The organism is Kitasatospora sp. NBC_01302, assembly GCF_035976515.1.
Lineage (GTDB): Bacteria > Actinomycetota > Actinomycetes > Streptomycetales > Streptomycetaceae > Kitasatospora.
Genome location: NZ_CP108404.1, coordinates 1,551,377 through 1,575,417, shown reverse-complemented (window position 1 = coordinate 1,575,417; position 24,041 = coordinate 1,551,377). Strand labels below are relative to the sequence as shown.

The following is a 24,041-nucleotide window of genomic DNA, read 5'->3' as shown; positions in this document are numbered from 1 at the left end:
AAAACCTAGTTCCTTCGGCTGTCCCCGGTCAAGCGACCGCTTAGTGGGCCGCTCGAGCGATCACCGGGCGCGGTCGCGGCTGGTGGGAGCGGTTCACCGGTGCGCCCGTCCACCAGCAGGTCCGCGTGCGGACGGCTCGGGTCGGCGGCGAAGTGCGCGTTCTCGGCGCTCGACCAGTCCGCCCAGAACGCGGCCAACTCCGGCCCGTCCCGGCGCAGTCCGCGGGCCCTGGCGTCGGCGGCGGGCAGCTCCATCCAGATCAGCGCGGCCAGCGCGGGCCGCACCGCCCGCCGCCCGGCGCCCACCCCTTCCAGCAGCACCACCGGAGCGGGGGCGATCTCGCGCGCTCCCCGGAAGCGCCGGGCACCCCAGTCGTAGGCCTCGAACCGGGCCTTCGCCCCGTGGGCCAGTGGCGTCAGCACCCAGTCCCGCAGCCGTCCGGTCCACTCGAAGAACTCCTGGTGGGTGGCCAGGTCGTCCAGGTGCACCACCGGTGCGCCGCCCAGCGCCTCGGACAGCCGGCCGGCGAAGGTGGTCTTGCCGCTGCCCGCGTGGCCGTCCACGGCGACCAGCCGCACCGCGCCGCAGGACGGTGGCAGCGCCCGCAGGCGGTCGGCGAGGGCGGCGAGCTCGGGGCCGCGGCCGTGCGGGTGATCCATGGAGCTACTGTACGGGCGCTGACCTGTGGCTTTGGGCCTGATGGCCGATTGTCGGCGGGAACAGGCGAGGGTGAAACGGGAGGGTCGTGACGGATTGCCCTTGATCGGGCATACTCGCTTGGCCAGACACGTGAACGCCCGTTCACCGCGACCCGGTCGCGGGGGTTCACCCAGCTCCCCCACCCTGCGCCCGACGGACACCCCGGGGCCCGACCGAGGAGGCGACCACCTCATGAACGCCGCACCCCCCAAGCCCGTGGAGCGCCGGCTGCCCAGCGACGAGGCCAGGGAACTGCTCGCGCTGACCCGCGAGCTGGTCGACCGCGAGCTGCGGCCCCGGGCCGCCGAGGACGAGGCGGCCGGCCGGTTCCCGCGCGAGGTGTTCCGGACCCTGGGTGAGGCGGGCCTGCTCTCGCTGCCCTACGCGGAGGAGCACGGCGGCGGCGCGCAGCCGTACGAGGTCTACCTGCAGGTGCTGGAGGAGCTGGCCGCCGGCTGGCTCGCGGTCGGGCTCGGGGTCAGCGTGCACACCCTGTCCTGTCACGCGCTGGCCGGTTTCGGCAGCGAGGAGCAGCGCAAGCGCTGGCTGCCCGGCATGCTCGGCGGCACCCAGCTCGGCGCCTACTGCCTCTCCGAGCCGCAGTCCGGCTCCGACGCCGCCGCGCTGCGCACCCGCGCCGACCGCTCGGCCGAGGGCGGCGACTACCTGGTGCGCGGCACCAAGGCCTGGATCACCCACGGTGGCCGCGCCGACTTCTACAGCGCGCTGGTGCGCACCGGCGAGGACGGCCCGCGAGGCATCAGCTGTCTGCTGATCCCGGGCGACGCGCCGAACCTCTCGGCCGCTCCGCCGGAGCACAAGATGGGCATGAACAGCTCGCCCACCGCCCAACTGCACTTCGACGGCGTCCCGGTGGCCGCCGACCGGCTGATCGGCGAGGAGGGGCAGGGCTTCCAGATCGCGCTCGCCGCGCTGGACTCGGGCCGCCTCGGCATCGCGGCCTGCGCGATCGGCGTGGCCCAGGCGGCGCTCGACCTGGCGGTCGAGTACGCGGGCAACCGCAAGCAGTTCGGCCGCCCGATCGCCGACTTCCAGGGCCTGTCCTTCATGCTCGCCGACATGGCCACCCAGATCGAGGCCGGGCGCGCGCTCTACCTGGCCGCCGCCCGCCGCCGGGATGAGGGCCTGGCCTTCTCCAAGGAGGCGGCGATGGCCAAGCTCTTCTGCACCGACACCGCGATGCGGGTGACCACCGACGCCGTCCAGGTGCTCGGCGGCTACGGGTACACCCAGGACTTCCCGGCCGAGCGCTACATGCGCGAGGCCAAGGTGCTGCAGATAGTGGAGGGCACCAACCAGATCCAGCGTCTGGTGATCGGCCGTCACCTCACCCGCGGCTGAGCCGGATCGGGCCGGGGCCGGAGCAACAGCCTCCGGCCCCGGCCCGACGCGTATCCGCCGGGCCCTGCCCCAACTCGCCCCGGGGTCAGAACACCTAGGCCGTCCGCTGCAGCGGCAGCGAGCCGGCCCCGCCCACGTGCGAGAACGGCTGGGTGCGCCAGTCGAGTTCGGCCGGCAGGGTGAGCAGCGCGTCCAGTGCGTCGGCCGGCTCGGCACCGGGTTCCGGCTCGCACTCGGCCAGGTCCTCGGCGGGCAGCCCCGAACCCGCGCACAGCGCGGGGGAGAACGGGTGCCAGGCGGTCCGCAGCACCGCGTGCTGCGGCAACTGCTCCTCGTCGCCCAGCAGGGCGATCGGGCGGTCGCACTCGGGACAGTGCACCCGGATGATCTCCCAGGTCTCGGCCTCGCCCGGATCGGTGCCGGGGATGTGGCCGAAGCCCGGGACGAGATCGTCGCCCTCCGGTTCTTCGTGCGACATCAGAGTGCTGTCGGCGCCGACGGCGCGCTGCTCAGCTGCAGGCATGTGATCCCCCTTGGATCTGGCCGGGCCAACTCGGCCGGGCCACCAGCAGCCTTTCCCTGTCCCACCCGCTCATAACCCTGCAGGTCGGCGCAGGGTGATGCACTCCGGTGTGGCCTTCGCCACATCCCGCTGGCATGTGCCGCCCGCCGCGACCCGGAGCGCCGGTACGGCACCGCCGCCGGATGCGCACGCCCCCCGGGCCGTCGCCCGCCGGCGCCGAGCGTGTCCGGCGCGCGCCGGGCTTTCGGGTAGGTTTGCGCCTTGTGGAGGATCTCGATCAGCGCATTGTCCAGTTGCTCGTCCAGGACGGGCGGATGAGCTACACCGACCTGGGTAAGGCCACCGGCCTGTCCACCTCGGCCGTCCACCAGCGGGTCCGGCGCCTGGAGCAGCGCGGCGTGATCCGCGGCTACTCCGCGATCGTCGACCCGGACGCCGTCAACCTGGCGCTGACCGCCTTCATTTCGGTCAAGCCGTTCGACCCCAGCGCCCCGGACGACGTCCCCGAGCGACTGGCTCCGCTGCCGGAGATCGAGGCCTGCCACAGCGTCGCGGGGGACGAGAACTACATCCTCAAGGTCCGCGTCGGCGCACCCGGCGACCTGGAGGACCTGCTGGCCCGCATCCGCAGCGCGGCCGGCGTCTCCACCCGCACCACGGTGGTGCTCTCCACCCCGTACGAGGCACGGCCGCCCAAGCTCTGAGCCGGCCGGTGCGGGCGGCCGGTCGGTCCAACTCACGGGGGTACCGTCCAGAACCGGGACAACTCGGGTGCAGACTGTCCCCTATGACCGAACGCACCTCCCGCACCGTGCTGCTGCGCGGCGGCACCGTCTACAGCCCGGCCGACCCCTTCGCCACCGCGATGCTGATCGAGGGCGAGCAGATCGCCTGGGTCGGCAGCGAGGGCGCCGCCGACGCCTACGCGAGCGTCGCGGACGAGGTGGTCGACCTCGCGGGCGCGCTGGTCACCCCGGCCTTCGTGGACGCGCACGTGCACGCCACCGCCGCCGGTCTCGCGCTCACCGGCCTGGACCTCACCGACTGCCCCTCGCTGGCCGAGGCGCTGGCCCGGATCGCCGACTTCGCGCGCGGTGCCGAGGGCGTGCTGATCGGGCACGGCTGGGACGAGACCCGCTGGCCCGAGGGCCGCCCGCCGACCCTGGCGGAGCTGGACCGGGCGGCCGCTGGCGCCCCGCTCTACCTCTCGCGCACCGACGTGCACTCCGCGCTGGCCACCACCGCGCTGCGCGCCCGCACCCCGGGCCTGGCCGAGCTGCCCGGCCACCACCCCACCGCGCCGCTGCGCGCCGACGCCCACCACGCCGTGCGCCGCGCCGCGCTCGACCAGCTGACGGACGATCAGCGCCGCGCGGCCCAGCTCGCCACCCTGCGGCGGGCCGCCTCGCTCGGCATCGCCGCGCTGCACGAGTGCGCGGGCCCCGAGATCTCCTCCGAGCACGACCTGGCCGCGCTGCTGGCGCTGGCCGCCGAGGAGCAGGGGCCGGAGGTCTACGGCTACTGGGGCGAGCTGAGCGAGCGCGGTGGCGTCGAGCGGGCCCGCCGGCTCGGGGCGGTCGGCGCGGGCGGCGACCTCTTCGTGGACGGCGCCTTCGGCTCCCGCACCGCCTGCCTGCACGCCCCCTACGCCGATGCCGCCGGGCCGGACGCCTCCCAGGGGGAGGTCCCGCAGACCGGCACCGCCTACCTGACGGCCGACCAGGTGGCCGACCACGTCACCGCGTGCACCGAGGCCGGTCTGCAGGCGGGCTTCCACGCGATCGGCGACGCCGCGGTCGACGCCGTGCTGACCGGCGTGCGCACGGCCGCCGACCGCCTGGGCGTGGCCCGGGTCAAGGCGCTGCGCCACCGGGTGGAGCACGCCGAGGCCCTGGACGACAAGACCATCGCGGCCTTCGCCGAGCTCGGCCTCACCGCCTCGGTGCAGCCGGCCTTCGACGCCGCCTGGGGCGGCGAGGAGGGCATGTACGTCCAGCGCCTGGGCAGCGAGCGGGCCCGCGCGCTCAACCCGTTCGCCGCGCTGCTGCGCGCCGGCGTGCCGCTGGCCTTCGGCTCCGACGCCCCGGTCACCGCGCTGGACCCGTGGGGCACGGTGCGCGCCGCCGCCTTCCACCGGACCCCCGAGCACCGGATCTCGGTGCGGGCCGCCTTCGCCGCGCACACCCGGGGCGGCTGGCGGGCGCTGGGCCGCGACCAGGAGGGCGTGCTGGTCCCGGGCGCCCCCGCCACCTACGCGCTGTGGCGTGCCGGCGAGCTGGTGGTCCAGGCGCCCGACGACCGGGTGGCCGGCTGGTCCACCGACCCGCGCTCCGGCATCCCCGGCCTGCCCGACCTCACCCCGGGCACCGAGCTGCCGCGCTGCCTGCGCACCGTGGTGCGCGGCCGGACCGTGTACGAGCGGGCACTCTTGGGCTGACCTGCGGATTCTCAGACAACGGCGACTTCCGGTCGGTGCCGCCCGGCGGGTACGGTCGTGCCAAAACCCAGCGCGGGAACCCGCGCGCCCGCCCGGCCGGAACCGCGTTCCGGCCGGGTTCCCGCACAGGTCCGACCCACGAAGGTCGGGTTCGGCACCAACGTCCGATTCAGCCAGAGAGATGGTGCGCAGGTGGCATTGCCCCTCGACGAGGCTCCGCACGCCCTTGACCCGGAGCCCGGGAAGAGCACGCCGCAGGAGCCGCAGCCCGCGCCGGCGGGCCGACTTCAGCGCCTGCGCACCAAGGTGCGCGGCGGCTGGCGCCGCAGCGCGCTGGCCGCCGCGGCCGGGCTCGCGCTGGCCGCCGCCTTCCCGCCCTACGACGTGTGGCCGCTGTCGGTGCTGGCGGTCGCCGCGCTGTCGCTGCTCACCCGGGGCCGCACCTTCCGCCAGGGCGCCTGGACGGGCTTCGCGTTCGGCCTGCCGTTCTTCCTGTGGCTGCTGGACTGGATCCGGGTGATCGGATCGGACGGCTGGGTGGCGCTCTCCGCCATCGAGGCGCTCTTCCTCTGGGCGCTGGGCGGCGGCCTCGCGCTCACCTCGCGGTTGCGCTGCTGGCCGCTGTGGGCCGCCTGCCTGTGGGTGACCGAGGAGTGGGCCCGCGACCGGGCGCCGTTCGGCGGATTCCCGTGGGGCCGGCTGGCCTTCGCCAACACCTCCAGCCCGTTCACGCCGCTGGCCGCGCTCGGCGGCGCACCGCTGGTCACCTTCGCCGTGGCGCTGACCGGCACGCTGCTCGGCTACCTCGCCCTGCCCTGGCTGCGCCGCCTGGCCGCCCGCCGCTCGGCCCCGGCGGTCGAACCGGCCGGCGGCCGGGGCGCTGGCCAGGGTGTCGCGGCAGCCGCTGATCCGGCCGCCGAGCCCGCTGCCGCCCCGCCGGCCGACCAGCGCGACGAGCCGGTCACCCCCGCCGCGCCGCGCCCCCGCCACCGGGTGCTGCTGCCGCTCGGCGCGGGTGCCTGCGCGGCGCTGATCGTGGTCAGCGGCTACGCCGTCCCGGTGCCCACCACCTCCAAGGACACCGCCAAGGTCGCGGTCATCCAGGGCAACGTCCCGCACCCCGGGATGGACTTCCTGGGCCGCCCGATGCAGGTCCTGGACAACCACGCCGCCGAGACCGAGGCGCTGGCCGCGAAGATCAAAGCCGGCCAGGCGCCCCAGCCCGACCTGGTGATCTGGCCGGAGAACTCCTCCGACCTCGACCCCTACAGCGACCCGCTGGCCTACGAGCGGATCACCGAGGCGGTGCGCACGATCGGCGTCCCCACCCTGGTCGGCGCGCTGGTGGACGGCCCCGACGCCCAGCACGTGCAGAACGAGGGCATCGTCTGGGACCCGATCAGCGGCCCCGGCGCGCACTACACCAAGCAGCACCCGGTCCCGTTCGGCGAGTACGTGCCGTTCCGCTCGGTGCTGGCGAAGGTGATCACCCGGTTCCAGCGGGTGGCGCACGACTTCTACCCCGGCAAGGGCACCGGCGTCATGCAGCTGGGACCGGCCCGGATCGGCGACGTGATCTGCTTCGAGGTCGCCTACGACGAGATCGTCCGGGACACCGTCAACGACGGCGGCCGGGTGCTGGTGGTGCAGACGAACAACGCCACCTACGCCCGCAGCGGGCAGCCCGACCAGCAGTTGGCGATGTCCAGGCTGCGGGCGGTCGAGCACGGGCGGGCCGTGCTGATCGCCGCGACCAGCGGCATCAGCGCGATCATCCGCCCCGACGGCAGCATCGAGAGCCGCACCAGTGAGCTCACCGCTGCCGCGCTCAGCGCCGACGTGCCGCTGCGCGACGGCAAGACGCTGGCGGACCGGCTGGGCGCGGCGCCGGAGTGGGCGCTGGCCGTCATCGGCCTGCTGGCCTGCGGCGCCGCCGTGCTGATCGAGCGCCGTCGCCGGCCCGGCAGCGGAACACAGCCGACCGCCGAACCGTTGTCCACGGTGGCGCCCTGAGCGCTCGGGAGCGGCCCGAGTGGCGGGCGGGGGCGTCGCGATGGAGTGGACTCGTACCGTGACCCAGCACGTTGACCCGACCCGCGTTCCCGGCCAGCCCGGGGCCCCGAGCCGCCGCCGCGGCCGACTGCGCCGTGTGCTGCCGCTGCTGGTGGCCGCCTGGCTGGTGCTGGAGATCTGGCTGGTGATCCAGGTCGCGTCGGTGACAGGGTGGCTGGCGGTGCTGCTCCTGCTGCTGCTCGGCGTCGTGGTCGGCGGGCGGCTGATCAAGCGCGCCGGGCTGAAGGCGCTGCGGGCGGCCTCCGCCTCCTTCGAACAGGGCGCGGTGCCGCCCTCGGGCGCGGCCGAGACGGGCACCAGCCTGACGGTGCTGGCCGGGCTGCTGCTGATCCTGCCCGGCTTCCTCTCCGACCTGATCGGGCTCACCCTGCTCTTCCCGCCGACCCGGTCGCTGTGGCGCCTGGCCGGGCGCCGGGCGGCCGTCCGGGTGCTGCGCACGCCCGGTGGCGGCGACCCGCTGGCCGACGCGCTGCGGCTGCAGGAGCAGATGCGGATCCACCGGCCCGACGGCAAGATCGTCCAGGGCGAGGTGGTCGACCCGGCCGATCACCAGGGCGGTGCCGGGTCGGCCTGGCGCCCGGGCGAGGACGACCAGCGACCGCCGCTGGGCCGCTGACGGAGCCCGACCCGACGGCCGGTCCGCGCCGTTGACGGCGCGGACCGGCCCGGGCGTCGGACGGCTCTCCGACGGCTCACAGAGAGCCCTCGGACCTCAGCGGTCCGAGGGCGTCCGACCGGACATGCACGTGGGCCCCGATCCGGATGGATCGGGGCCCACGTGTTCGTGCACTTCTGGTCAGGCGCTCTTACGGGTGTCCCGCGGGTGGACCGCCAGGTTCATCCCGCCGGAGCGGAGCACGGCCAGCCGCTCGGCCAGCACCTCCTCCAGCTCCTCGCGTGTCCGGCGCTCCATCAGCATGTCCCAATGGGTCCGGGTCGGCTTGGTCTTCTTCTCCTCCGGCTCGTCACCGTCGAGCAGGACGGCCTCGGTGCCGCAGAAACGGCACTCCCACACCGAGGGGATCTCCGCCTCGACGGAGAAGGGCACCTCGAACCGGTGTCCGTTCTGACATGCGTACTCGACGGTCTGGCGCGGAGCCAGGTCAATGCCACGGTCGGTCTCGTAGCTAGTGGCGCCGAGTCGCGTGCCTCGGAGAGCTCGCTCGCTCATGAATCGTGCCTCCAGGGCTTATGGCCCACAGGACTAGTTGGGGTCGCTGTCTTCGTCGTTCGGTCAACGCTCGACTTGCGACGAAGATTCCCGTCCCGGGACATGCGTCGTCTGTCGTGCCGCCCCTGTTTGTACCCATCTCCGTCCGATTTGTCACATCTGGACTGGGTTATCACCCTGAGTGTCACGAAATTCGCGCCCCGTGACCGAATCGGCTTTCTTAACGTGCAAGGACGGCTTGCCGGAGCGTATCGGGGTGCTTGCCGAATTGGCCATTCGTCCAGCTCATCCGGCTGCCGGTTCAGCGCGGGTTGCCCAGCTCCGCCTTGCGCAGCTCCACCCGGGACGCGGTGGCCCCGGCCGTCGGCGGGACGGCGGGCTGGGCCACCTGGGGCTGGTGCTGCGGAAGCGGCGGGGCGGCGGCCTCGATCCGGGTGTCGCGGTGCGGCAGCAGGGCGATCACCGCGTCCCGCAGCCGGGGCGGTGCCTCCTCGTCCAGCGGGTCGACGGTGGCCGGCACCTGGAGGCGGACCGGTGGCTGGCTGCCGATCCGGGCGTAGCCGCGCCCGGGCGGGGTGTGAGCGGCGGGCACCAGGTCCAGGGGCACGCCGAGGGCGAGCCGCAGGTCCTGCGCGCCGTGGCCGCCGAGCACCACCCGGGCCCGGGCGGCCGCCCGCACGGTGGGCGAGATCCGGTCCACCGCCTCGATCGCGTCCACCACCACCACGGTCACCCGGGCCGCCCGGCCCTGTCGCAGCGGCAGCTCCAGCAGGCCCTGCGGGTCGGGCCGGCCCTCGGCCTGGGCCAGCTCGGACAGCTCGGTGGGGTGGTCGAGCAGCAGCCACAACGGGCGGGTGGCGTCGGCCGGCGCGGGCTCGCCGTGGTAGCGGGCGGCGTTCAGCGCGGCCAGCCGGCGCTCGGTCTCCCGGGCCGCCCAGTCGAGGGCGGCCAGCGCGCCGCGCAGGCTGGTCTCCACCGTGTGCACGCCCGGGCGGTTGACCAGGCAGGCGTGCTCGCCGGTGCCCGCGCCGTCGATCACCAGTACGTCGCCGTGGGCCAGCGCCTGGAGCGCGATGGTGCGCAGCAGGGTGGAGGTGCCCGAGCCGGCCGAGCCCAGCGCCAGCAGGTGCGGCTCGCCCGAGCGGGCGCCGGTGCGCCAGATCACCGGTGGCTGGTGGCCCGAGCCGCCGTCGTGGCTGACCGGGATCATCCGCTGGGTGGCCTGCGGGTCGGTGAAGCCGAGCACGATCTCGCCCGGCGTGGTCACCCAGGTCTGCGCGGGGACGTTGCCGGGCAGCGGGGCCAGCGCGGTGATCTGCAGGCGGCTGCACTCCAGGTCCCAGTCGAAGCGGTACTCCCGGGCCCGGCCCGCCTTGGCCTGCACCACCTGCTCGATCCGGGCCCGGGCGGCGGGTTCGGTGTCGGTGAAGTAGGCCGGGTAGCCGAGCTCCAGGCCGGCGAGGCGGCCCTCGCCGTCGAAGGACCAGGTGGCGAAGGCGTCCTGGTACCGGCCGTCGGGGCGGTAGAGCGGGCAGACGTCGTCCGGCGCGGCCAGGTAGGGGGTGAGCGCGGCGTAGAGCGCGGGCAGCTTGACGTCGGCCGGGTCGGGCTCGGGGACGGGGGCGGGCTTGCGCTCGCGGCCGCTCCAGGCGGCGCTGGCCACCAGGGCGACCACCGCGAAGAGCGGCCCGTGCGGCAGCAGCACCACGCCGACCAGCGCGGCGACGGTGAGCAGCAGCGTCGGGCCGCGCCGCTCCTTGGGCGTGGCCTGCCAGCGGGATCTGGCCCAGTCGGTGTGCCGGCGCAGGCCGCGCGCGATCAGGGTGAGCGGCGCGAACATGTCGGCGGCGTGGTCGCCCGCGGTGCGGGCGAGGTCGCGGCTACGGGTCAGGTGGCGATTGAGGGACATGGTCCTGTGACTCCCCGGGCGATCGGACGGGCTGGGCGGCGGGACGGCCGCTGTCCGCCGCCGGCTGGCGGCGGGCCGGCGGCGGCCCGGGGCGGTGGGACCCGCACCCGGACCGCCGGTGCGCGGCTCAGAACTTCAGGCCGCCGACCAGGTTGGCCAGGCTCGCGCCGCCGGCCTGGATGCTCGGCGCGATCGCGGTGCCCGCGAGGTAGAAGCCGAAGAGGGCGCAGACCAGGGCGTGCGGGACCTTGAGGCCGTCCCGGCGGAAGAAGAGGAAGGCGATGAAGCCGAACAGGACGACGCCGGAGATGGAGAGGATCACGGGGACTGCTCCTCGGTGAGGCGGGACAGGGGCCACTGCCGTGGACTGGCAGCGCCGGGGCGTTCCCCTGCTGCCACACAGTTGGGACAGTGTCACGGAAAGTGCCACAATCGTGACAAAAAGTAATAGATGATGGAACGGGGCAAATGGGTGGTCTTCCGGCGAACCCGCAGGCCGGGGGTGGGAACGCGGGTTCGGGCCGGCGCCCGGTGTGGGCCGGGCGGGCGGTTTTCCCGCCTTTTCCGTCGCGGTGGGTGTGACCGGCGTGAATCTCCCGCGGCGCGCCGAATTCGCTCGAACGGCGGCGCGGCCCGGGCCCACGCGTGTCGGGTCGGCGTCCTGCGGGACGGGGCTTGCCGGGCGGGCCCCAGGGCGGGCTCTGGTCACGAAGATCGCGGACGACTACCGTTCCGAGGGCTGGACCGCTGGTGTCCGCCACCGATCGAAAGGGCTTGTGATGACCGACTCAGCCGAATCCCTGCCGTCCGCCGCCGGCGCCGAGGAGCCCGAGGAGGCCGCGCTGATCGAGCTGGCCGGCCGGATCTTCGAGGCCGCCCGCGGTGGCGACGCCGAGGCGCTGGGTGCCTTCCTGACCGCCGGGGCTCCGGTGAACCTGGCCAACGACCGCGGTGACACGCTGCTGATGCTGGCCGCCTACCACGGCCACGCCGCCGCCGTGCGCCTGCTGCTCGACCGCGGTGCCGACCCGAACCAGGCCAACGACCGTGGCCAGACCCCGCTGGCCGGTACCGTCTTCAAGGGGGCCGACGAGGCGCTCGACGCCCTGCTGGCCGGTGGCGCCGACCCGCACGCCGGTCAGCCCTCGGCCTTCGACACGGCCCAGATGTTCGGCAAGCAGGAGCTGGTGGAGCGGTTCTCCGGCCGCTGAACCACGCGTGGCGGCGGTTCCCGGCGGGGTGGTGCCGCGGGTGCTTGGTAGAGGAAAAGGTCCAATCATCGGATAATCCGGTGGCCTTATGATTGCCGTCATGGAGCTGCGGATCACCGGATACGACCACCCCGACGCCGAACTGCTGACTGCGGAGGTGCAGCAGGAGTACGTCCGCCGTTACGGCGACATGGACATCACCGAGATGCGGGCCGAGCACTTCGCGGACCCGCACGGGGTCTTCGTGGTCGGCTATCTGGACGGTGTGCCGGTCGCCTGCGGCGGCTGGCGGGTCAAGGACAGCAGCTATCCGTACCTGCGTGACGGCGATGTCGAGCTCAAGCGGATGTTCGTGGTCCCGACCGCCCGGGGCCGGGGCCTGGCCCGGCTCGTGCTGCGCCACCTGGAGGCGGCGGCCGGCGCGGCCGGGCGCACCCGCGTGGTGCTGGAGACCGGCACCGAGCAGCCCGAGGCAGTGGCGCTGTACGAGTCGGAGGGATACCGGCCGATCACCAAGTTCGGCGTCTACCGGGATGCCCCCGAGTCCATCTGCCTGGGCAAGGAGCTCGACCCCCGCTGAATTCCGCGCGCGGTGCCGCCGATTGGCTGGTTACTTGACTGATGACGGTGAATTATCCGTACTCCGGTCGTGGGGAACTGCCATCAGGTGGCGGAAGATTCGTGAATTGGGCGGTTGGACTGGGTTAGCGTCGTCCTCGCTGCGTCCTTGGGCACTCCCGGTAAACCCGGGGGTGCCCGTCCCTGTCCAACCCCTATTTCTCGGGAGACACCGTGCACGACAATTGCCAGCCGGAAAGCACTGCGGTCGCCGCCGACGGGGTCCAGCTCGCGGTGAACGCGCTCGCCGAATTCCCCGTCAAGGGTGGGGCCGGAAACATGGCCGGGCGCATCGCCGCGGCTGCCGACCTGTGCCGGGCGGTGGACAAGGCGCTGGACACCCTGGTGGTGCGGATCGCGGCCGAAGCCGCCGAGGAGGGCTGGACCGCGGGCCGGATGCGGGCCGCGAACGCCGGCTACCACGCCCGCCTGGAGCAGGCCCTGGCCGGGCCGCGGCGCAGCGCCGGCTCGGTCGGGGCGGCCGCCCGCACCCAGGCCAACGGGTGAGGGGACACCACATGACGACGCACCGCAACGCCCACGTCCTGCACTGCCCCACCCGCTGGAGCGATGTCGACCAGAACGGGCACATCAACAATGCCCGACTGGTCGGCTACATCCAGGAGGGAATCTACGACCTCTTTCACCACCACGCGCAGGCCGTTCAGGATTCGCTCTTTTCGGCGGGTTTCCTGATCGCCCGGCACGAGATCGATTATCTGGAACAGTTGCACCACCGGCCGGAACCGCTGCTGGTGCGGTTGATGGTCGAGCGGCTCGGCCGCAGTTCGGCACACGTTCGGGTGGACGTCTGCCGTGACCCGTTCACCTACATGACCGCACGGACCGTCGTGGTGGCCAGGGACCGCGCCTCGGGGCGGTCGCGCAAGCTCAGCCAGCCCGAGCGGCGGTTCCTGTCCGACTATCTGACGGTCACCCCGTCGGTGATGGCCGCCAGCAAGCCGCGGGTGCCGACCCCGTCGGTGCTGGCCGGTTCCAAGCCGCGGATGTCGACGCCGTCCGTGGCGGCCGGCCCCAAGCCGGTGACGGCCCGCTCGGTGCTCACCTACCAGAGCACCTCCGCGACCCGCCCCGGCACCGTGCCGCGCGGCCAGGGCCAGCAAGTGCGCAAGGTGCCGCTGCCGAGCCGGCTGCCGGCCCGGGTGCTCTGCCGGGCCTGACCCGGTGCCCGCCGCGGCCGGACCCCGTCGGGGCCGGCCGCGGCCGCCGGGTCCGCGCACTCAGTCCAGCACGGCCTGTGCGTCGATCTCCACCAGCATCACCTCGTGGGGCAGTTCGACGAAGACCGTGGTGCGGCACGGCTTGACCCCGCCGGGCGGCAGGTTCTCCTCGATGAAGGCGGCGTAGGCCTCGTTCATCGGCGCGAAGTGGGCGCGCTCGGTCAGGTAGACGCGGAACATCACCACATCCGCCACGGTGGCGCCGCCGGCGGCCAGGATCGCCTTGATGTTCTCCAGGGTGCGCCGGGTCTGCGCCCGGACGTCACCCTCGTGGAGGTAGGTGCCGGTGGCCGGGTCCTGCGGGCCCTGCCCGGAGACCTGCAGGATCGGGCCCTTGCGCACGCCCTGGGAGAACACCCAGGCCGGGGCCGGGGCGCCGTCGGTGCGGATCTCGGTCTTCTCGCTCATGCTGCTCTCTCGGGGGTTCGGGGGCGGTGGGTTCGGGGGCGGTCGGTTCTGGGGTGCTGGTTCTGCGGATGCCGGTTCCGGGGGCGGCGGTTCGGGGTGACGCTCCGATCGCGCCGACGGCCGCTCAGCAGGCGCCGCAGGCGGCGGAGACCGCGGCGGTGGTGGCGAGCAGTTGGGGCAGCAGCTCCAGCACCTGCTCGTAGGGCAGTACCAGGTCGGGCACCGAGAGCGAGGCCGCCGCGACCACCCGCCCGGTGGCGTCGCGGATCGGGGCGGCCACGCAGTTCATGAACGGCTCGTGCTCGGCCCGGTCCTGGGCCCAGCCCTGCTGGGCCACCTGGGCCAGCTCGGCCAGCAGCGCCTTCGGCGTGGTCAGGGTGCGCTCGGTGAAGGGCGTGAACGTCAGGGCGGCCACCAGCTTCTGGCGCTCGGGCAGCGGCAGGTCGGCGAGCAGCACCTTGGCCACCGCCGCGCAGTGCATCGCCACCGGCAGCCCGATCCGGGAGTACATCCGCACCGGCTGGCGGGACTCGAACTTGTCGATGTAGACCACCTCGCCGCCCTCCAGTGCCGCCAGGTGGACGGTCTGGCCGGTGGCCGCGTTCAGCTCGGCCAGGTGCGGGGCGGCGGTGCGGCGCACCGAACGCTGCTCCAGGGCCCGGCTGGAGAGGGCGAACAGGCCCGCGCCCAGGTGGTAGCGGAACTCGCCGTCGCGGTAGACCAGCCGGGCCTCCTCCAGGCTCTGCAGCAGCCGCAGCGCGGTGGTCTTGTGCACCCCGAGCAGCCCGGCCAGCTGCTCCAAGGAGCGCTCTCCCTCGGCCAGTTCGGTCAGCAGGGTGAGCGCGCGGGTGACCGTCTGGCTCATCCGGCACCGCCCACGGGGGTCTCCACGCCCGCCGGGTGGACCCGGGTGGCCGCCCACTGGGCCTCGGTGGCGCCGAGCAGCGCCGCCACCAGGTCCGGTGGCGGCAGGGTGCCCTGGTCGCCGGCGGAGGTGAGCGCGGCGGCTGCGGCCAGGTGGCCCAGCCGCAGCCGCCGGCGCTGGTCGAAGCCGCGCAGGGTGCCGGCCAGGTAGCCGGCGGCGAACGCGTCGCCGGCCCCGGTGGGCTCCACCACCTCGACCCGCAGCGCCGGTTCGCTCACCCGCCGGCCGTCCGCGTCGATCGCCGTGACGAGCCGGCCGGCGTCCTTGACCAGCACGGTGGCGGGGGAGGGCAGCAGGGCGCGCAGTTCGTCCGGGTCGCCGGTGCCGAGTGCGGCGGCGGCCTCGTCGGCGCCGAGCAGGACCAGGTCGGCGGCGTCCAGCAGGGCGGGCAGCACGGCCGGGTCGCGGTGCTGCCAGAGCGCGGGGCGCCAGTTGAGGTCGAAGCTGACCAGCCGCCCGGCCCGCGGCGCCGCCAGCAGGGCGCGGACCAGCGCCAGGCAACTGTCCGAGAGCGCGGCGGTGATGCCGGACAGGTGCAGCAGCCGGGCGCCGGCCAGCAGGGCGGCGACCGCGGGCTCCGCGAGCAGCTCCGGGCCGAGCGCCGCGGCGGCCGAACCGGTGCGGTAGTAGTGCAGCCGGCTCTGTCCGGGGCCCAGGTCGTGCGGGTGCGGCCCGGCGCTGCCGACCTCCTTCACGTACAGCCCGGTGGGGCGGTGCGGGTCGAGGGCCACCGCGGAGGTGTCCACCCCGTGGGTGGCCAGCGCGGCGAGCAGCCGCCGCCCGAAGCCGTCGGCGCCGACCCGGCTGAGCCAGGCCGTGGGCACGCCGAGCCCGGCCAGCGCACAGGCGACGTTCGACTCCGCGCCGCCGACCCGGCTGTGGAAGCTCTCCACGGCCTCCAGCGGTCCGGGCCGGTCGGGGAGCAGCACGGCCATCGATTCACCGAGGCAGACGGCTTCCACCGTTGTCACCAGGCGCTCCCTTCGTTGACCGGTGTCGTCCCGCATGTTAGAACGGCATAGCAACATATGCAAAGGATGTTGCAACATATGCAACGACACACGTCAAGGGCGGTATAGGGCGCAGTGGTGGAGCAGCGGACAGCAGGGATCGACCGGGCCGCGGTGGCCGCACTCGCGCAGGAGCGGCTGGACTGGCGGTTCAAAGCCGTCCCGGCCGAGGCCTGGGGGCTGACGGTGCGCGAGTACCTCGCCACCGGCCCCACCCTGGACCAGCTCGCCACCCCGCTGCTGACCCTGGACGCGGGCGCGCTCGACCACAACCTGCACACCATGGCCGACTGGTGCGCGCGGGCCGGTGTCCGGCTCGCCCCGCACGGCAAGACCACCATGGCCCCGGCGCTCTGGCAGGCCCAGCTGGACGCCGGGGCCTTCGGCATCACGCTGGCGAACCTGTCGCAGCTGCGGGTGGCCAGGGCCTTCGGGGTGAGCCGGGTGCTGGTCGCCAACACGCTGCTCGATCCGGGCGGACTGGCCTGGCTGGCCGGCGAGTTGGACGCGGACCCGGACTTCCGGGTGAGCAGCTGGGTGGACTCGGTGGCCGCCGTCCAGCAGATGGACCGGGCGCTGCGGGCCGCCGGGGCCGAGCGCCCCCTGGACGTGCTGCTCGAACTCGGTGGCCCCGGTGGGCGCACCGGCGCCCGTGACCAGGCCACCGCGCTCGCCGTGGCGCGGGCGGTCGACCAGGCGCCCACCCTGCGGCTGACCGGCGTCGGCGGCTACGAGGCCGCGCTCGCGCACGACAGTACGCCCGCGGGCCTGGCGGCGGTGGAGGCATACCTGGCCGCCCTGGTCGAGCTGCACGATGCGCTGCGCGCCGCCGGCCTCTTCGCCGCGGCGGACCAGGTGCTGGTCAGCGCGGGCGGCAGCGCCTACTTCGACCAGGTCGCCCGGGTGCTGGCGCCACTCGCCGGCGCCCACCGCGACACCGTCGTGGTGCTGCGCTCTGGCGCCTACCTGGCGCACGACGACGGCTTCTACCGCGCGATCTCGCCGCTGATCCGCGGTGCGGGCGGCCGGCCGCTGCGCTCCGCGCTGCACGGCTGGGCCCGGGTGGTCTCGCGCCCCGAGCCCGGTCTTGCGCTGCTGGACGGCGGCAAGCGCGACTTTCCGGCCGACCTGGGTCTGCCGGAGCCGCAAGTCACCCGTGCCGGACGGCCGTTGGCCGGAGCCGTGACCGCCCTCAACGATCAGCACGCGTTCCTGCGCGACAGCGACGCCGAGATCGGCGAGGTGGTCAGGCTCGGCCTGTCCCACCCCTGCACGGCCTTCGACCGCTGGACCCTGATCCCGGTGCTGGACGACACGACGGCCGAACACCCCCGGGTGGTCGACCTGGTGCGGACCTTCTTCTGATGTCCGGCCTGCTCTTCCGCGGGGCCACCGTGGTCGACGGCACCGGCGCGGACCGCTACCGTGCCGACGTGCTGGTGCGCGACGGCGTGATAGCCGACCTGGGTCAGGGGCTGACGGCACATCAGGTCGTCGATGCGCACGGGCTGGTGCTCGCACCGGGCTTCATCGACATGCACAGCCACTCCGACCTGCGCGTGCTGGTCGAACGCGACCACCTCTCCCGGGTCACCCAGGGCGTCACCTGCGAGGTGCTCGGCCAGGACGGCCTGTCCTACGCCCCGGTGGACGACCGCACACTGCCCGAGCTGCGCCGCCAACTGGCCGGCTGGAACGGCGATCCGGCCGGTTTCGGGTGGGACTGGCGGACCGTCGGGGAGTACCTGGACCGGCTGGACGCGGGCATCGCCGTCAACGCCTGCTACCTGGTCCCGCACGGCACGCTGCGCACCCTGGCGCTGGGCTGGGAGCGCCGCCCGCCGAGCCCGGCGGAGCTCGACGCGATGCGCGAACTGCTGGCCCAGGGGCTGCGCGAGGGCGCGGTGGGCCTGTCCAGCGGCCTGAGCTACACCCCGGGCATGTACGCCGACACCGACGAACTCGCCGCGCTCTGCGCGGTGGTGGCCGCCCACGGCGGCTACCACTCGCCGCACCAGCGCTCCTACGGCGCCGGCGCGCTGGCCGGCTACGCGGAGATGGTGGAGATCTCCCGGCGCACCGGCTGTCCGCTCCACCTGGCCCACGCGACCATGAACTTCGCGGTCAACCGGGGCCGGGCCGGCGAGCTGCTGGCCCTGCTGGACCGGGCCCTCGCGGACGGCCTGGACCTGAGCCTGGACAGCTACCCCTACCTGCCGGGCTCCACCACCCTGGCCGCCATGCTGCCCAGTTGGGCCACCGAGGGCGGCCCGGACGCCACCCTGGCCCGGCTCGCCGATCCCGCCGCGCGCGAGCGGATCCGGCTGGCGCTGGAGGAGCAGGGCAGCGACGGCTGCCACGGGGTGGTCGCCGACTGGTCCGCGGTCCAGATCTCCGGCGTGCGCACCCCGCAGCTGGCCGACGCCGTCGGACGCACGGTGGCCGAACTGGCCGCCGCGCGCGGCGGCACCGGCACCGAGGCCTTCTTCGAGCTGCTGCGCGCCGACGAGCTGAGCACCACCGTCCTGCAGCACGTCGGGCACGAGGAGAACGTGCAGGCGATCATGCGCCACCCGGCGCACACCGCCGGCAGCGACGGCCTGCTGGTCGGCGCCCGCCCGCACCCCCGGGCCTGGGGCACCTTCGCCCGCTACCTCGGCCGCTACAGCCGGGAGTTGGGCGTGCTGACACTGGAGCAGGCGGTGGCCAGGATGACCGGACGCCCGGCCCGGCGGCTGCGCCTGCTGCGCCGCGGCACCATCGCGGTCGGCCACCACGCCGACCTGGTGCTCTTCGACCCCGCCACGGTCGCCGACACCGCCACCTTCGAGCAGCCGCGCCGAGCCGCCACCGGAATCCAGCACGTCTACGTCAACGGCACCGCCGTGCTGCGCGACGCCCGCCCCACCGGAGCGCTGCCAGGCCGCGCGCTGCGCCGCACCGATCGAGGGACCCGATGACCTTCCGCAACCAGCTCGCCGCAGCCCGGGTGATCGCGGTGGTCCGCGCCGCCGTGATACCCGATGCCGCCGCGCTCTGCGCCGCGCTCGCCGAGGGCGGCATCCACTGGGTCGAACTCACCTGCACCACACCGCGGGTGACGGAGCAGCTGGCCCGGGCGGCGGCGGTGGACACCGGCTGCCGGCTGGGCCTGGGCACGGTGCTGACGGCCGAGCAGGCCCGGGCGGGGATCGAGGCCGGGGCCGAGTTCCTGGTCACGCCCGGTTGCCGCCCGCCGGTGGCCGAGGCGGCGCGCGCGGCCGGCGTCCCCGTGGTGCTGGGCGCACTCACCCCCACCGAGGTCGCGCACGCCGTGGAGCTCGGGGCCGACGCCGTGAAGATCTTCCCGGCCCGGGCGTTCGGCCCCGGCTACTTCAAGGACCTGCGCGGCCCCTACCCGGAGGTCCCGCTGGTCGCCTCCGGCGGGGTGGACGCCGCGAGCGCACCCGGCTACCTGGCGCAGGGCGCGCTCGCGGTCTGCGCGGGCGGCGAGGTGGTGCCCGCGGCGGCGGTCGAGGCCGGCGACTGGGCCGAACTCACTCGCCGCGCCCGGGCGTTCACCGCGGCACTGGCACCCGCCTGACGAGTCCCCGGGCCGCCCCGGTCAGAGTCTGGCCTGGAAGGCGTCCGCGATCACCTGGTAACCGGTGTCGTTGGCGTGGATGTCCTCGCGTGCCATGTTGGTCCAGCCCATGATCCGGGCGACGTTCAGCGGCACCCGCTGCCCGTCCAGCGGCACCAGCGGCAGGAAGGAGTTGGTGCTGAACGCCTTGGCCACGTCGGCGGTCGGCACCCCGTGCAGCGCGTCCACCAGGTCCAGCGTGCCGTTCAGGGCGTCGGCCACCGGAACCGACACCGAGGCCAGCACCTTGCCCTGGGTGCCGGTCAACCAGGCTGCCAGGAAGGGGTCGTAGAGGTTCATCCCGACGATCCGGGTGTGCGGCCCGGCGGCGACCCGCAGCCGGGCCAGGATCGTGCCCAGGTCGCGGCCCGCGGTGGCGACGCCCTTGGCGGCACAGGCCGCGTCCAGGCTCTCGGCGGTCGCGCAGCCGTCCACGTCGTTGGCGCCGATGTCCAGCGTGACCACCACGTCGTCGTGCCGGTGCGCGGCCAGGAAGGCGGTCGCCGCCCCCAGTTGGGGCTGGGTGTACGGGTGCGGGTAGTCGCAGCCGCCGTTGATCATCGAGCCGCTGGTCTCGCCCGGGCAGCCCAGGTCGGTGAAGGAGAACGGGTGGCCGTCCCGGGCGGCCCGCCGGCCCAGCGCGGTGGCCAGGTCCTGCGCGTAGCCGTGGCCCACCTCCGAGCCGCCGCCCGGCAGGCTCTGGTACCCGGCCGCCAGCGAGTCGCCCAGTGCCAGGTAGTAGCGGGTGGCCGGGGCGGTGGCGGCGGAGGCGGGCGGGACGCCGAGGCCGAGCACGGTGGCGCCGAGCAGTGCGGTGCAGACGGCCGCGGACAGGCGGCGGCCACGACGGTGCGAACGCATGAACCCTCCCGGGCGGCCCGGCGCGGCCCGGATGGCGGCGCGCGGGCCGGACCCGGCGAGGCTACTGCGAGGTCGGGGCGGCGGTAAGAGGACGGACCCGCTGGATGTGCGGCGGGTTTTCCGGGCCGGCCCCGGCGACCGTCAGGGCAGCGCGACCAGGTTCAGCGCGAGCAGGTCGGCCAGCGGCTCGGCGATGCTGCAGGTGCCGAAGGCGGTGAAGGCCGCGCGCGCCGCGCGCACCTGCCCCTCGTCCAGGCCGGTCAGCTTCGCCGCCAGCACCGCGCCGTCCCGTTCGCCCAGCACCGCGGCCAACTCCGCGTGCTCGGCGCCTTCCAGGGCCGCGTGGGTGGCCAGCAGCACGTTCAGGAAGCCGTGGTGCGCGAAGCCGGTGGCCTCGTCGTCGTGGCGCACCGCGTGGTGCAGGCCCGCCGTGCACTTGAAGGCGAGCTTCCGGTAGACCGCCGCGCAGAGGAAGGAGGCCAGCTCCAGCTCGCCGGGGAAGGCCGCCGCGCTGACGCCGCCGGTGCGGAACTTGGCCCGGTAGGCCGTCCCCTCCAGCTCGTCCAGGCCGAGCAGCAGCTCGGGCCCGCGGGGCAGTTCGATCGCGGCCTCCACACCGGGCGCGTACTCGGGCAGCAGCCGGTCCAGTTCGGCCCGCACGGCCCGCACGCCCTCGGCGGCGGGCTTGCCCTGGTCGGCCAGCACCTCCAGCCCGGCCAGCCGCAACCTGGGGTCGGCCGCGACCGCGCGCAGCGCGTCCGCCAGGCCCGCGCTGCCCTCCGGCACGATCAGGCCCACCGGCAGCCGCCCGTCGAGCGGCGCCTCGCCGGCGGCCAACTGCTCGGACAGCGCGCCGATCCGCCCGGCGGAGCAGAGGAAGGGGCCGACCAGCTCCGCGTACCAGGCCGAGTGGTGGGCCAGATGGGCGGGGACGGCCTGCGGCAGTGCCAGGTCACCGGGCGGGAAGATCGCCGCGTCGTCGCAGAGCCCGGCGAAGAGCGGCGGGATCACGCTCTGGGGCGTCTGAGGGGTCGTCATCGCTGCTCGTCCTTCTGGTCGCGGCGGGGCACGCCGATGTGCCCCCTGGACCCGAGCCTGCCGCAGCCGGGCGGGCCGGGGCAAGAGGGGCCCTGCTACGGCGGGTCCCCGGGCCGGTCCGCGCACCCGCCCGGGACACGCGCCGAACGGGTGAGAATGCGCGACCCCGCTCCGGGGAGGCGGTACCTCTTGGCGCAAAACGCGCTGTCACCGGATGCGCGATGATCGTCACTGGAGGTAGTCGTGCGAGTCCGTTCCACTTCCGCTAGGGCCCTGCCGCGGGCGGCCGGTCTGCTCGGTGCGGCCCTGCTCGCCCTGCTGGGCGCCGCCACCCCGGCCGGCGCAGCCGCGGGGGACATGCTGAGCGTGGACTCCGTGGGCACGCTCGCCTCGGACGGCACGGTCACGCTCTCGGGGACGTACCAGTGCTCGACCGGCGGCGCGGTCTTCGTCACCAGCAACCTGCGGCTCGGGCAGAGCGAGGCCAACATCGGCGACGGCGTGCGCGCCCTGTGCGACGGCAACAAGCACGGCTGGATCAGCCAGGGCAAGCCCGCCCAGTTGCACCCCGCGCTCGGCGCCGCCCGGGTGGAGGCCACGCTGACCCACCTGACCCAGGGGCCGGCCTGGTGGCTGCCGGTGCTGCCGGAGTTCCTCGCCCAGCAGGGGCAGGACATCACCCTGGTCGCCAGCGGCACCTGAGCGCGACCGGCCCGGGGCGGGCCGCGGCGGGCGCCCGGAGGACCTGGCGGGCCGGGCGCCCCAGGCACCAGACGTGTCCGAAGCACCGCGCGGGCACAAGCGTCCGCACCCGCTCCGACCGGCCGCCGATCGCGCGGGGGCCCGGCGGGGCGGGTTCGGCAATTCGTCGGACACGGAAAGCAACGGCACTCGAAACCCCCACAGACCGTTGCGCAATACACCGGAAATGAAGGCGACGGGCGGGCGGGCCGACGGTAATGCAGAACAGTGGCAGAAGGCTCAAATAAAGCTCAAATGTTGGTACGGACTCTCCCACGTGTAAGCGGTCAACTGCCCCTACGGCGCTGACCTGCAGCGATCCTCACGCCCTGCGAGGGGCGGTCGGAAGCCGAATAGCGGTGCTAATCCGACGCTAAGAGGTGAGCGCGAGATCGCGTGAACGTAACTATTCGGCTCAGGGGTCTTTGCAGATCCTTAATGGCCAGCTAGCGTTCACCGCACTCTCGCCCGCCATCTTTGAAGAGGGTCCCTACGCATGGCTGTTGTAGACAGAATTAAGACCTCCGGTACCGATGCCAAGCTCCGACGCGAGGTAGGCCTGGTCGGCCTCCTCTGGGCCTCCGTCGGCTCGATCATCGGCTCGGGCTGGCTCTTCGGAGCCAAGAACGCCGTCATGGTTGCCGGACCAGCGGCGGTCATCTCGTGGGGGATCGGGGCCGTCGCGATCGTGCTGCTCGCGCTGGTCCACGCGGAGCTGGGCGGCCTGTTCCCGGTCGCGGGCGGTACCGCCCGTTACCCGCACTACACCTTCGGCGGCCTGGCCGGCATGTCCTTCGGCTGGTTCTCCTGGCTGCAGGCGGCCACCGTGGCACCGATCGAGGTCGAGGCCATGATCGGCTACGCCAAGGAGTGGTCCTGGGCCGACGGCTTCCAGAACGCGAACGGCACCCTGACGGCCTCCGGCATCGTGGTGTCGATCGCGCTGATGGGCGTCTTCGTGGCCGTGAACTTCCTCGGTGTGCGGCTGCTCTCGCACACCAACAGCGCCGCCACCTGGTGGAAGGTCTTCATCCCGCTGGCGACGATCTTCATCCTCGCCTTGACCCACTTCCACCCGAGCAACTTCACCTCGCACGGCTTCATGCCGATGGGTGTCAAGGGTGTGCTGGGCGCGATCAGCACCAGCGGCATCATCTTCGCGCTGCTCGGCTTCGAGCAGGCGATCCAGCTCTCCGGTGAGAGCAAGAACCCCAAGCGGGACATCCCGCGCGCGGTCATCGGCTCGGTGGTGATCGGTACCCTGATCTACACCCTGCTGCAGGTCGTCTACATCGGCGCGCTGCCCGGTGCCAGCTTCGTGCACGGCTGGGCGAACCTCGCCTACAAGGGCATCGAGGGCCCGTTCGCCGGTCTGGCCACCGTGATCGGCCTGGGCTGGCTGGCCTTCGTGCTGCGGGTGGACGCGGTGATCTCCCCCGCCGGCACCGGCCTGATCTACACCACCTCCACCTCGCGCATCTCCTACGGCCTGAGCAAGAACGGCTACGCCCCGCGTCTGTTCGAGAAGACCGACAAGCGCGGCGTGCCGTGGTTCGGCCTGCTCATGTCCTTCCTCACCGGCATCATCTGCTTCCTGCCCTTCCCGAGCTGGCAGCAGCTGGTCAGCTTCATCACCTCGGCCAGCGTGCTGATGTACGCCGGTGCCCCGCTGGCGCTGGGCGTGCTGCGTGACCGGATGCCCGAGCGCGAGCGCCCCTACCGCCTGCCGGCCGGCAAGATCATCGCCCCGGCCTCCTTCGTGATCGCCAGCCTGATCATCTACTGGTCCGGCTGGGACACCCTGTGGCGTCTGGGCGTCGCGATCATCCTCGGCTACGTGCTGCTCGGCTCCTACGCGGTCTACGCGATCCGCAAGGGCCTGCCGAACGCGCCGAAGCTGAACTGGAAGGCCGCCCAGTGGCTGCCGGTCTACCTGATCGGCCTGGGCATCATCTCCTACCTGGGTGGCTTCGGACCGAGCGCCCGCAACGTGCTGCCGCTCTGGTGGGACATGCTGGTGATCACCGTCTTCTCGCTGGGCATCTACTTCTGGGCCCGCGCCGTGGCGCTCCCGGTCGAGGAGATCCAGCGCAACATCGACGACGTCGAGGTCGTCGACGAGGGCGGCCACTGACCGTCCGCAGCATCCCGCTCCCCAGGGCCCGCCCCCGCGTACTCCGCGGGTGCGGGCC

At 73.9% G+C, this 24,041-nt stretch carries 24 protein-coding genes; 14 read left to right on the top strand and 10 right to left on the bottom strand.

Features of this window, described 5'->3' with window-relative positions:
* Positions 1 to 5: 5 nt before the first annotated feature.
* Positions 6 to 659, bottom strand: coding sequence for a uridine kinase family protein (locus OG294_RS07035; protein ID WP_327065552.1), 654 nt, complete (start codon positions 657 to 659; stop codon positions 6 to 8).
* A 232-nt stretch (positions 660 to 891) separates the two neighbouring features.
* Here OG294_RS07035 and OG294_RS07030 point away from each other — a divergent pair, with 232 nt between their 5' ends.
* Positions 892 to 2,061 (top strand): acyl-CoA dehydrogenase family protein, encoded by a 1,170-nt coding sequence (locus OG294_RS07030; RefSeq protein WP_327065551.1) that lies wholly within the window; start codon positions 892 to 894, stop codon positions 2,059 to 2,061.
* 94 nt (positions 2,062 to 2,155) lie between these two features.
* Here the strand turns inward: OG294_RS07030 and OG294_RS07025 are convergent, their stop codons facing one another.
* Complete coding sequence (locus OG294_RS07025) at positions 2,156 to 2,584, bottom strand: hypothetical protein (RefSeq protein ID WP_327065550.1); 429 nt, start codon at positions 2,582 to 2,584, stop codon at positions 2,156 to 2,158.
* Positions 2,585 to 2,847: 263 nt separating this feature from the next.
* On the opposite strand from OG294_RS07025, the gene OG294_RS07020 reads away from it, so the two are divergent.
* From OG294_RS07020 to fxsA, 4 genes are all read left to right on the top strand, one after another.
* Entirely contained in the window at positions 2,848 to 3,288 is a 441-nt protein-coding gene (locus OG294_RS07020; RefSeq protein WP_101384131.1) for an Lrp/AsnC family transcriptional regulator, read from the top strand.
* 83 nt (positions 3,289 to 3,371) lie between these two features.
* On the top strand, positions 3,372 to 5,021 hold the full coding sequence (locus OG294_RS07015) for an amidohydrolase (RefSeq protein WP_327065549.1): 1,650 nt from the start codon (positions 3,372 to 3,374) through the stop codon (positions 5,019 to 5,021).
* Between the two features lie 192 nt (positions 5,022 to 5,213).
* Entirely contained in the window at positions 5,214 to 7,034 is a 1,821-nt protein-coding gene (gene lnt, locus OG294_RS07010) for an apolipoprotein N-acyltransferase (RefSeq protein ID WP_442789116.1), read from the top strand.
* 58 nt (positions 7,035 to 7,092) lie between these two features.
* Complete coding sequence (fxsA, locus tag OG294_RS07005) at positions 7,093 to 7,710, top strand: FxsA family membrane protein (protein ID WP_327065548.1); 618 nt, start codon at positions 7,093 to 7,095, stop codon at positions 7,708 to 7,710.
* 180 nt (positions 7,711 to 7,890) lie between these two features.
* Here the strand turns inward: fxsA and OG294_RS07000 are convergent, their stop codons facing one another.
* From OG294_RS07000 to OG294_RS06990, 3 genes are all read right to left on the bottom strand, one after another.
* Positions 7,891 to 8,265, bottom strand: a complete 375-nt coding sequence (locus tag OG294_RS07000) for an RNA polymerase-binding protein RbpA (RefSeq protein WP_101384134.1) — start codon at positions 8,263 to 8,265, stop codon at positions 7,891 to 7,893.
* A 301-nt stretch (positions 8,266 to 8,566) separates the two neighbouring features.
* Positions 8,567 to 10,174 (bottom strand): hypothetical protein, encoded by a 1,608-nt coding sequence (locus tag OG294_RS06995; RefSeq protein WP_327065547.1) that lies wholly within the window; start codon positions 10,172 to 10,174, stop codon positions 8,567 to 8,569.
* A 127-nt stretch (positions 10,175 to 10,301) separates the two neighbouring features.
* Positions 10,302 to 10,496 carry a hypothetical protein gene (locus OG294_RS06990; RefSeq protein ID WP_327065546.1) on the bottom strand — a complete coding sequence of 65 codons (195 nt, stop codon included), beginning with the start codon at positions 10,494 to 10,496 and terminating at the stop codon, positions 10,302 to 10,304.
* A gap of 457 nt (positions 10,497 to 10,953) precedes the next feature.
* Between OG294_RS06990 and OG294_RS06985 the strand changes: the two genes are divergently transcribed.
* The 4 genes from OG294_RS06985 to OG294_RS06970 all read left to right on the top strand — a co-directional run bounded on the left by OG294_RS06985 (position 10,954) and on the right by OG294_RS06970 (position 13,184).
* On the top strand, positions 10,954 to 11,385 hold the full coding sequence (locus tag OG294_RS06985; protein ID WP_327065545.1) for an ankyrin repeat domain-containing protein: 432 nt from the start codon (positions 10,954 to 10,956) through the stop codon (positions 11,383 to 11,385).
* Between the two features lie 100 nt (positions 11,386 to 11,485).
* Positions 11,486 to 11,965, top strand: coding sequence for a GNAT family N-acetyltransferase (locus OG294_RS06980; protein ID WP_327065544.1), 480 nt, complete (start codon positions 11,486 to 11,488; stop codon positions 11,963 to 11,965).
* Between the two features lie 212 nt (positions 11,966 to 12,177).
* Positions 12,178 to 12,510, top strand: coding sequence for a hypothetical protein (locus OG294_RS06975; RefSeq protein WP_327065543.1), 333 nt, complete (start codon positions 12,178 to 12,180; stop codon positions 12,508 to 12,510).
* Between the two features lie 11 nt (positions 12,511 to 12,521).
* Positions 12,522 to 13,184 carry an acyl-CoA thioesterase gene (locus OG294_RS06970; protein WP_327065542.1) on the top strand — a complete coding sequence of 221 codons (663 nt, stop codon included), beginning with the start codon at positions 12,522 to 12,524 and terminating at the stop codon, positions 13,182 to 13,184.
* A 60-nt stretch (positions 13,185 to 13,244) separates the two neighbouring features.
* Here OG294_RS06970 and OG294_RS06965 read toward each other — a convergent pair whose 3' ends face one another.
* From OG294_RS06965 to OG294_RS06955, 3 genes are all read right to left on the bottom strand, one after another.
* Complete coding sequence (locus tag OG294_RS06965) at positions 13,245 to 13,652, bottom strand: RidA family protein (RefSeq protein WP_327065541.1); 408 nt, start codon at positions 13,650 to 13,652, stop codon at positions 13,245 to 13,247.
* Between the two features lie 124 nt (positions 13,653 to 13,776).
* Positions 13,777 to 14,517, bottom strand: a complete 741-nt coding sequence (locus OG294_RS06960; RefSeq protein WP_327065540.1) for an IclR family transcriptional regulator — start codon at positions 14,515 to 14,517, stop codon at positions 13,777 to 13,779.
* Positions 14,514 to 15,548: a sugar kinase gene (locus OG294_RS06955; protein ID WP_327065539.1), complete on the bottom strand. Its 1,035-nt coding sequence runs from the start codon at positions 15,546 to 15,548 to the stop codon at positions 14,514 to 14,516. The genes OG294_RS06960 and OG294_RS06955 overlap by 4 nt, the downstream gene beginning before the upstream one ends.
* A gap of 117 nt (positions 15,549 to 15,665) precedes the next feature.
* Here OG294_RS06955 and OG294_RS06950 point away from each other — a divergent pair, with 117 nt between their 5' ends.
* The 3 genes from OG294_RS06950 to OG294_RS06940 are packed head-to-tail and all read left to right on the top strand — an operon-like array spanning position 15,666 to position 19,170.
* The gene (locus tag OG294_RS06950) at positions 15,666 to 16,952 is read left to right on the top strand and encodes an amino acid deaminase (RefSeq protein WP_327065538.1); all 1,287 of its coding nucleotides are present in this window, start codon (positions 15,666 to 15,668) and stop codon (positions 16,950 to 16,952) included.
* Entirely contained in the window at positions 16,952 to 18,547 is a 1,596-nt protein-coding gene (locus OG294_RS06945; RefSeq protein ID WP_327065537.1) for an N-acyl-D-amino-acid deacylase family protein, read from the top strand. The genes OG294_RS06950 and OG294_RS06945 overlap by 1 nt, the downstream gene beginning before the upstream one ends.
* On the top strand, positions 18,544 to 19,170 hold the full coding sequence (locus OG294_RS06940) for a bifunctional 4-hydroxy-2-oxoglutarate aldolase/2-dehydro-3-deoxy-phosphogluconate aldolase (RefSeq protein WP_327065536.1): 627 nt from the start codon (positions 18,544 to 18,546) through the stop codon (positions 19,168 to 19,170). The genes OG294_RS06945 and OG294_RS06940 overlap by 4 nt, the downstream gene beginning before the upstream one ends.
* A 21-nt stretch (positions 19,171 to 19,191) precedes the next feature.
* Here the strand turns inward: OG294_RS06940 and OG294_RS06935 are convergent, their stop codons facing one another.
* Positions 19,192 to 20,070, bottom strand: a complete 879-nt coding sequence (locus OG294_RS06935; RefSeq protein ID WP_327065535.1) for an SGNH/GDSL hydrolase family protein — start codon at positions 20,068 to 20,070, stop codon at positions 19,192 to 19,194.
* 141 nt (positions 20,071 to 20,211) lie between these two features.
* A complete protein-coding gene (locus OG294_RS06930) occupies positions 20,212 to 21,108 on the bottom strand; it encodes a hypothetical protein (RefSeq protein ID WP_327065534.1) in 897 nt (298 codons plus the stop codon).
* Between the two features lie 243 nt (positions 21,109 to 21,351).
* Here OG294_RS06930 and OG294_RS06925 point away from each other — a divergent pair, with 243 nt between their 5' ends.
* Both OG294_RS06925 and OG294_RS06920 read left to right on the top strand, forming a co-directional pair.
* Positions 21,352 to 21,810, top strand: coding sequence for a DUF6299 family protein (locus OG294_RS06925; RefSeq protein ID WP_327065533.1), 459 nt, complete (start codon positions 21,352 to 21,354; stop codon positions 21,808 to 21,810).
* A gap of 535 nt (positions 21,811 to 22,345) precedes the next feature.
* Positions 22,346 to 23,983, top strand: coding sequence for an APC family permease (locus tag OG294_RS06920; protein ID WP_327065532.1), 1,638 nt, complete (start codon positions 22,346 to 22,348; stop codon positions 23,981 to 23,983).
* Positions 23,984 to 24,041: the final 58 nt, after the last annotated feature.

Bases quoted from the DNA above. Each gene is read 5' to 3' on its own strand.
- OG294_RS06930 (WP_327065534.1), bottom strand. From the start codon at position 21,108: ATGACGACCCCTCAGACGCCCCAGAGCGTGATCCCGCCGCTCTTCGCC.
- OG294_RS06970 (WP_327065542.1), top strand. From the start codon at position 12,522: ATGACGACGCACCGCAACGCCCACGTCCTGCACTGCCCCACCCGCTGG.
- OG294_RS06985 (WP_327065545.1), top strand. From the start codon at position 10,954: ATGACCGACTCAGCCGAATCCCTGCCGTCCGCCGCCGGCGCCGAGGAG.
- OG294_RS07015 (WP_327065549.1), top strand. From the start codon at position 3,372: ATGACCGAACGCACCTCCCGCACCGTGCTGCTGCGCGGCGGCACCGTC.
- OG294_RS06980 (WP_327065544.1), top strand. From the start codon at position 11,486: ATGGAGCTGCGGATCACCGGATACGACCACCCCGACGCCGAACTGCTG.
- OG294_RS06935 (WP_327065535.1), bottom strand. From the start codon at position 20,070: ATGCGTTCGCACCGTCGTGGCCGCCGCCTGTCCGCGGCCGTCTGCACC.
- OG294_RS06920 (WP_327065532.1), top strand. From the start codon at position 22,346: ATGGCTGTTGTAGACAGAATTAAGACCTCCGGTACCGATGCCAAGCTC.
- OG294_RS07025 (WP_327065550.1), bottom strand. From the start codon at position 2,584: ATGCCTGCAGCTGAGCAGCGCGCCGTCGGCGCCGACAGCACTCTGATG.
- OG294_RS06960 (WP_327065540.1), bottom strand. From the start codon at position 14,517: ATGAGCCAGACGGTCACCCGCGCGCTCACCCTGCTGACCGAACTGGCC.
- OG294_RS06965 (WP_327065541.1), bottom strand. From the start codon at position 13,652: ATGAGCGAGAAGACCGAGATCCGCACCGACGGCGCCCCGGCCCCGGCC.
- OG294_RS07035 (WP_327065552.1), bottom strand. From the start codon at position 659: ATGGATCACCCGCACGGCCGCGGCCCCGAGCTCGCCGCCCTCGCCGAC.
- OG294_RS07000 (WP_101384134.1), bottom strand. From the start codon at position 8,265: ATGAGCGAGCGAGCTCTCCGAGGCACGCGACTCGGCGCCACTAGCTAC.
- OG294_RS06995 (WP_327065547.1), bottom strand. From the start codon at position 10,174: ATGTCCCTCAATCGCCACCTGACCCGTAGCCGCGACCTCGCCCGCACC.
- OG294_RS06945 (WP_327065537.1), top strand. From the start codon at position 16,952: ATGTCCGGCCTGCTCTTCCGCGGGGCCACCGTGGTCGACGGCACCGGC.
- OG294_RS06940 (WP_327065536.1), top strand. From the start codon at position 18,544: ATGACCTTCCGCAACCAGCTCGCCGCAGCCCGGGTGATCGCGGTGGTC.
- OG294_RS07030 (WP_327065551.1), top strand. From the start codon at position 892: ATGAACGCCGCACCCCCCAAGCCCGTGGAGCGCCGGCTGCCCAGCGAC.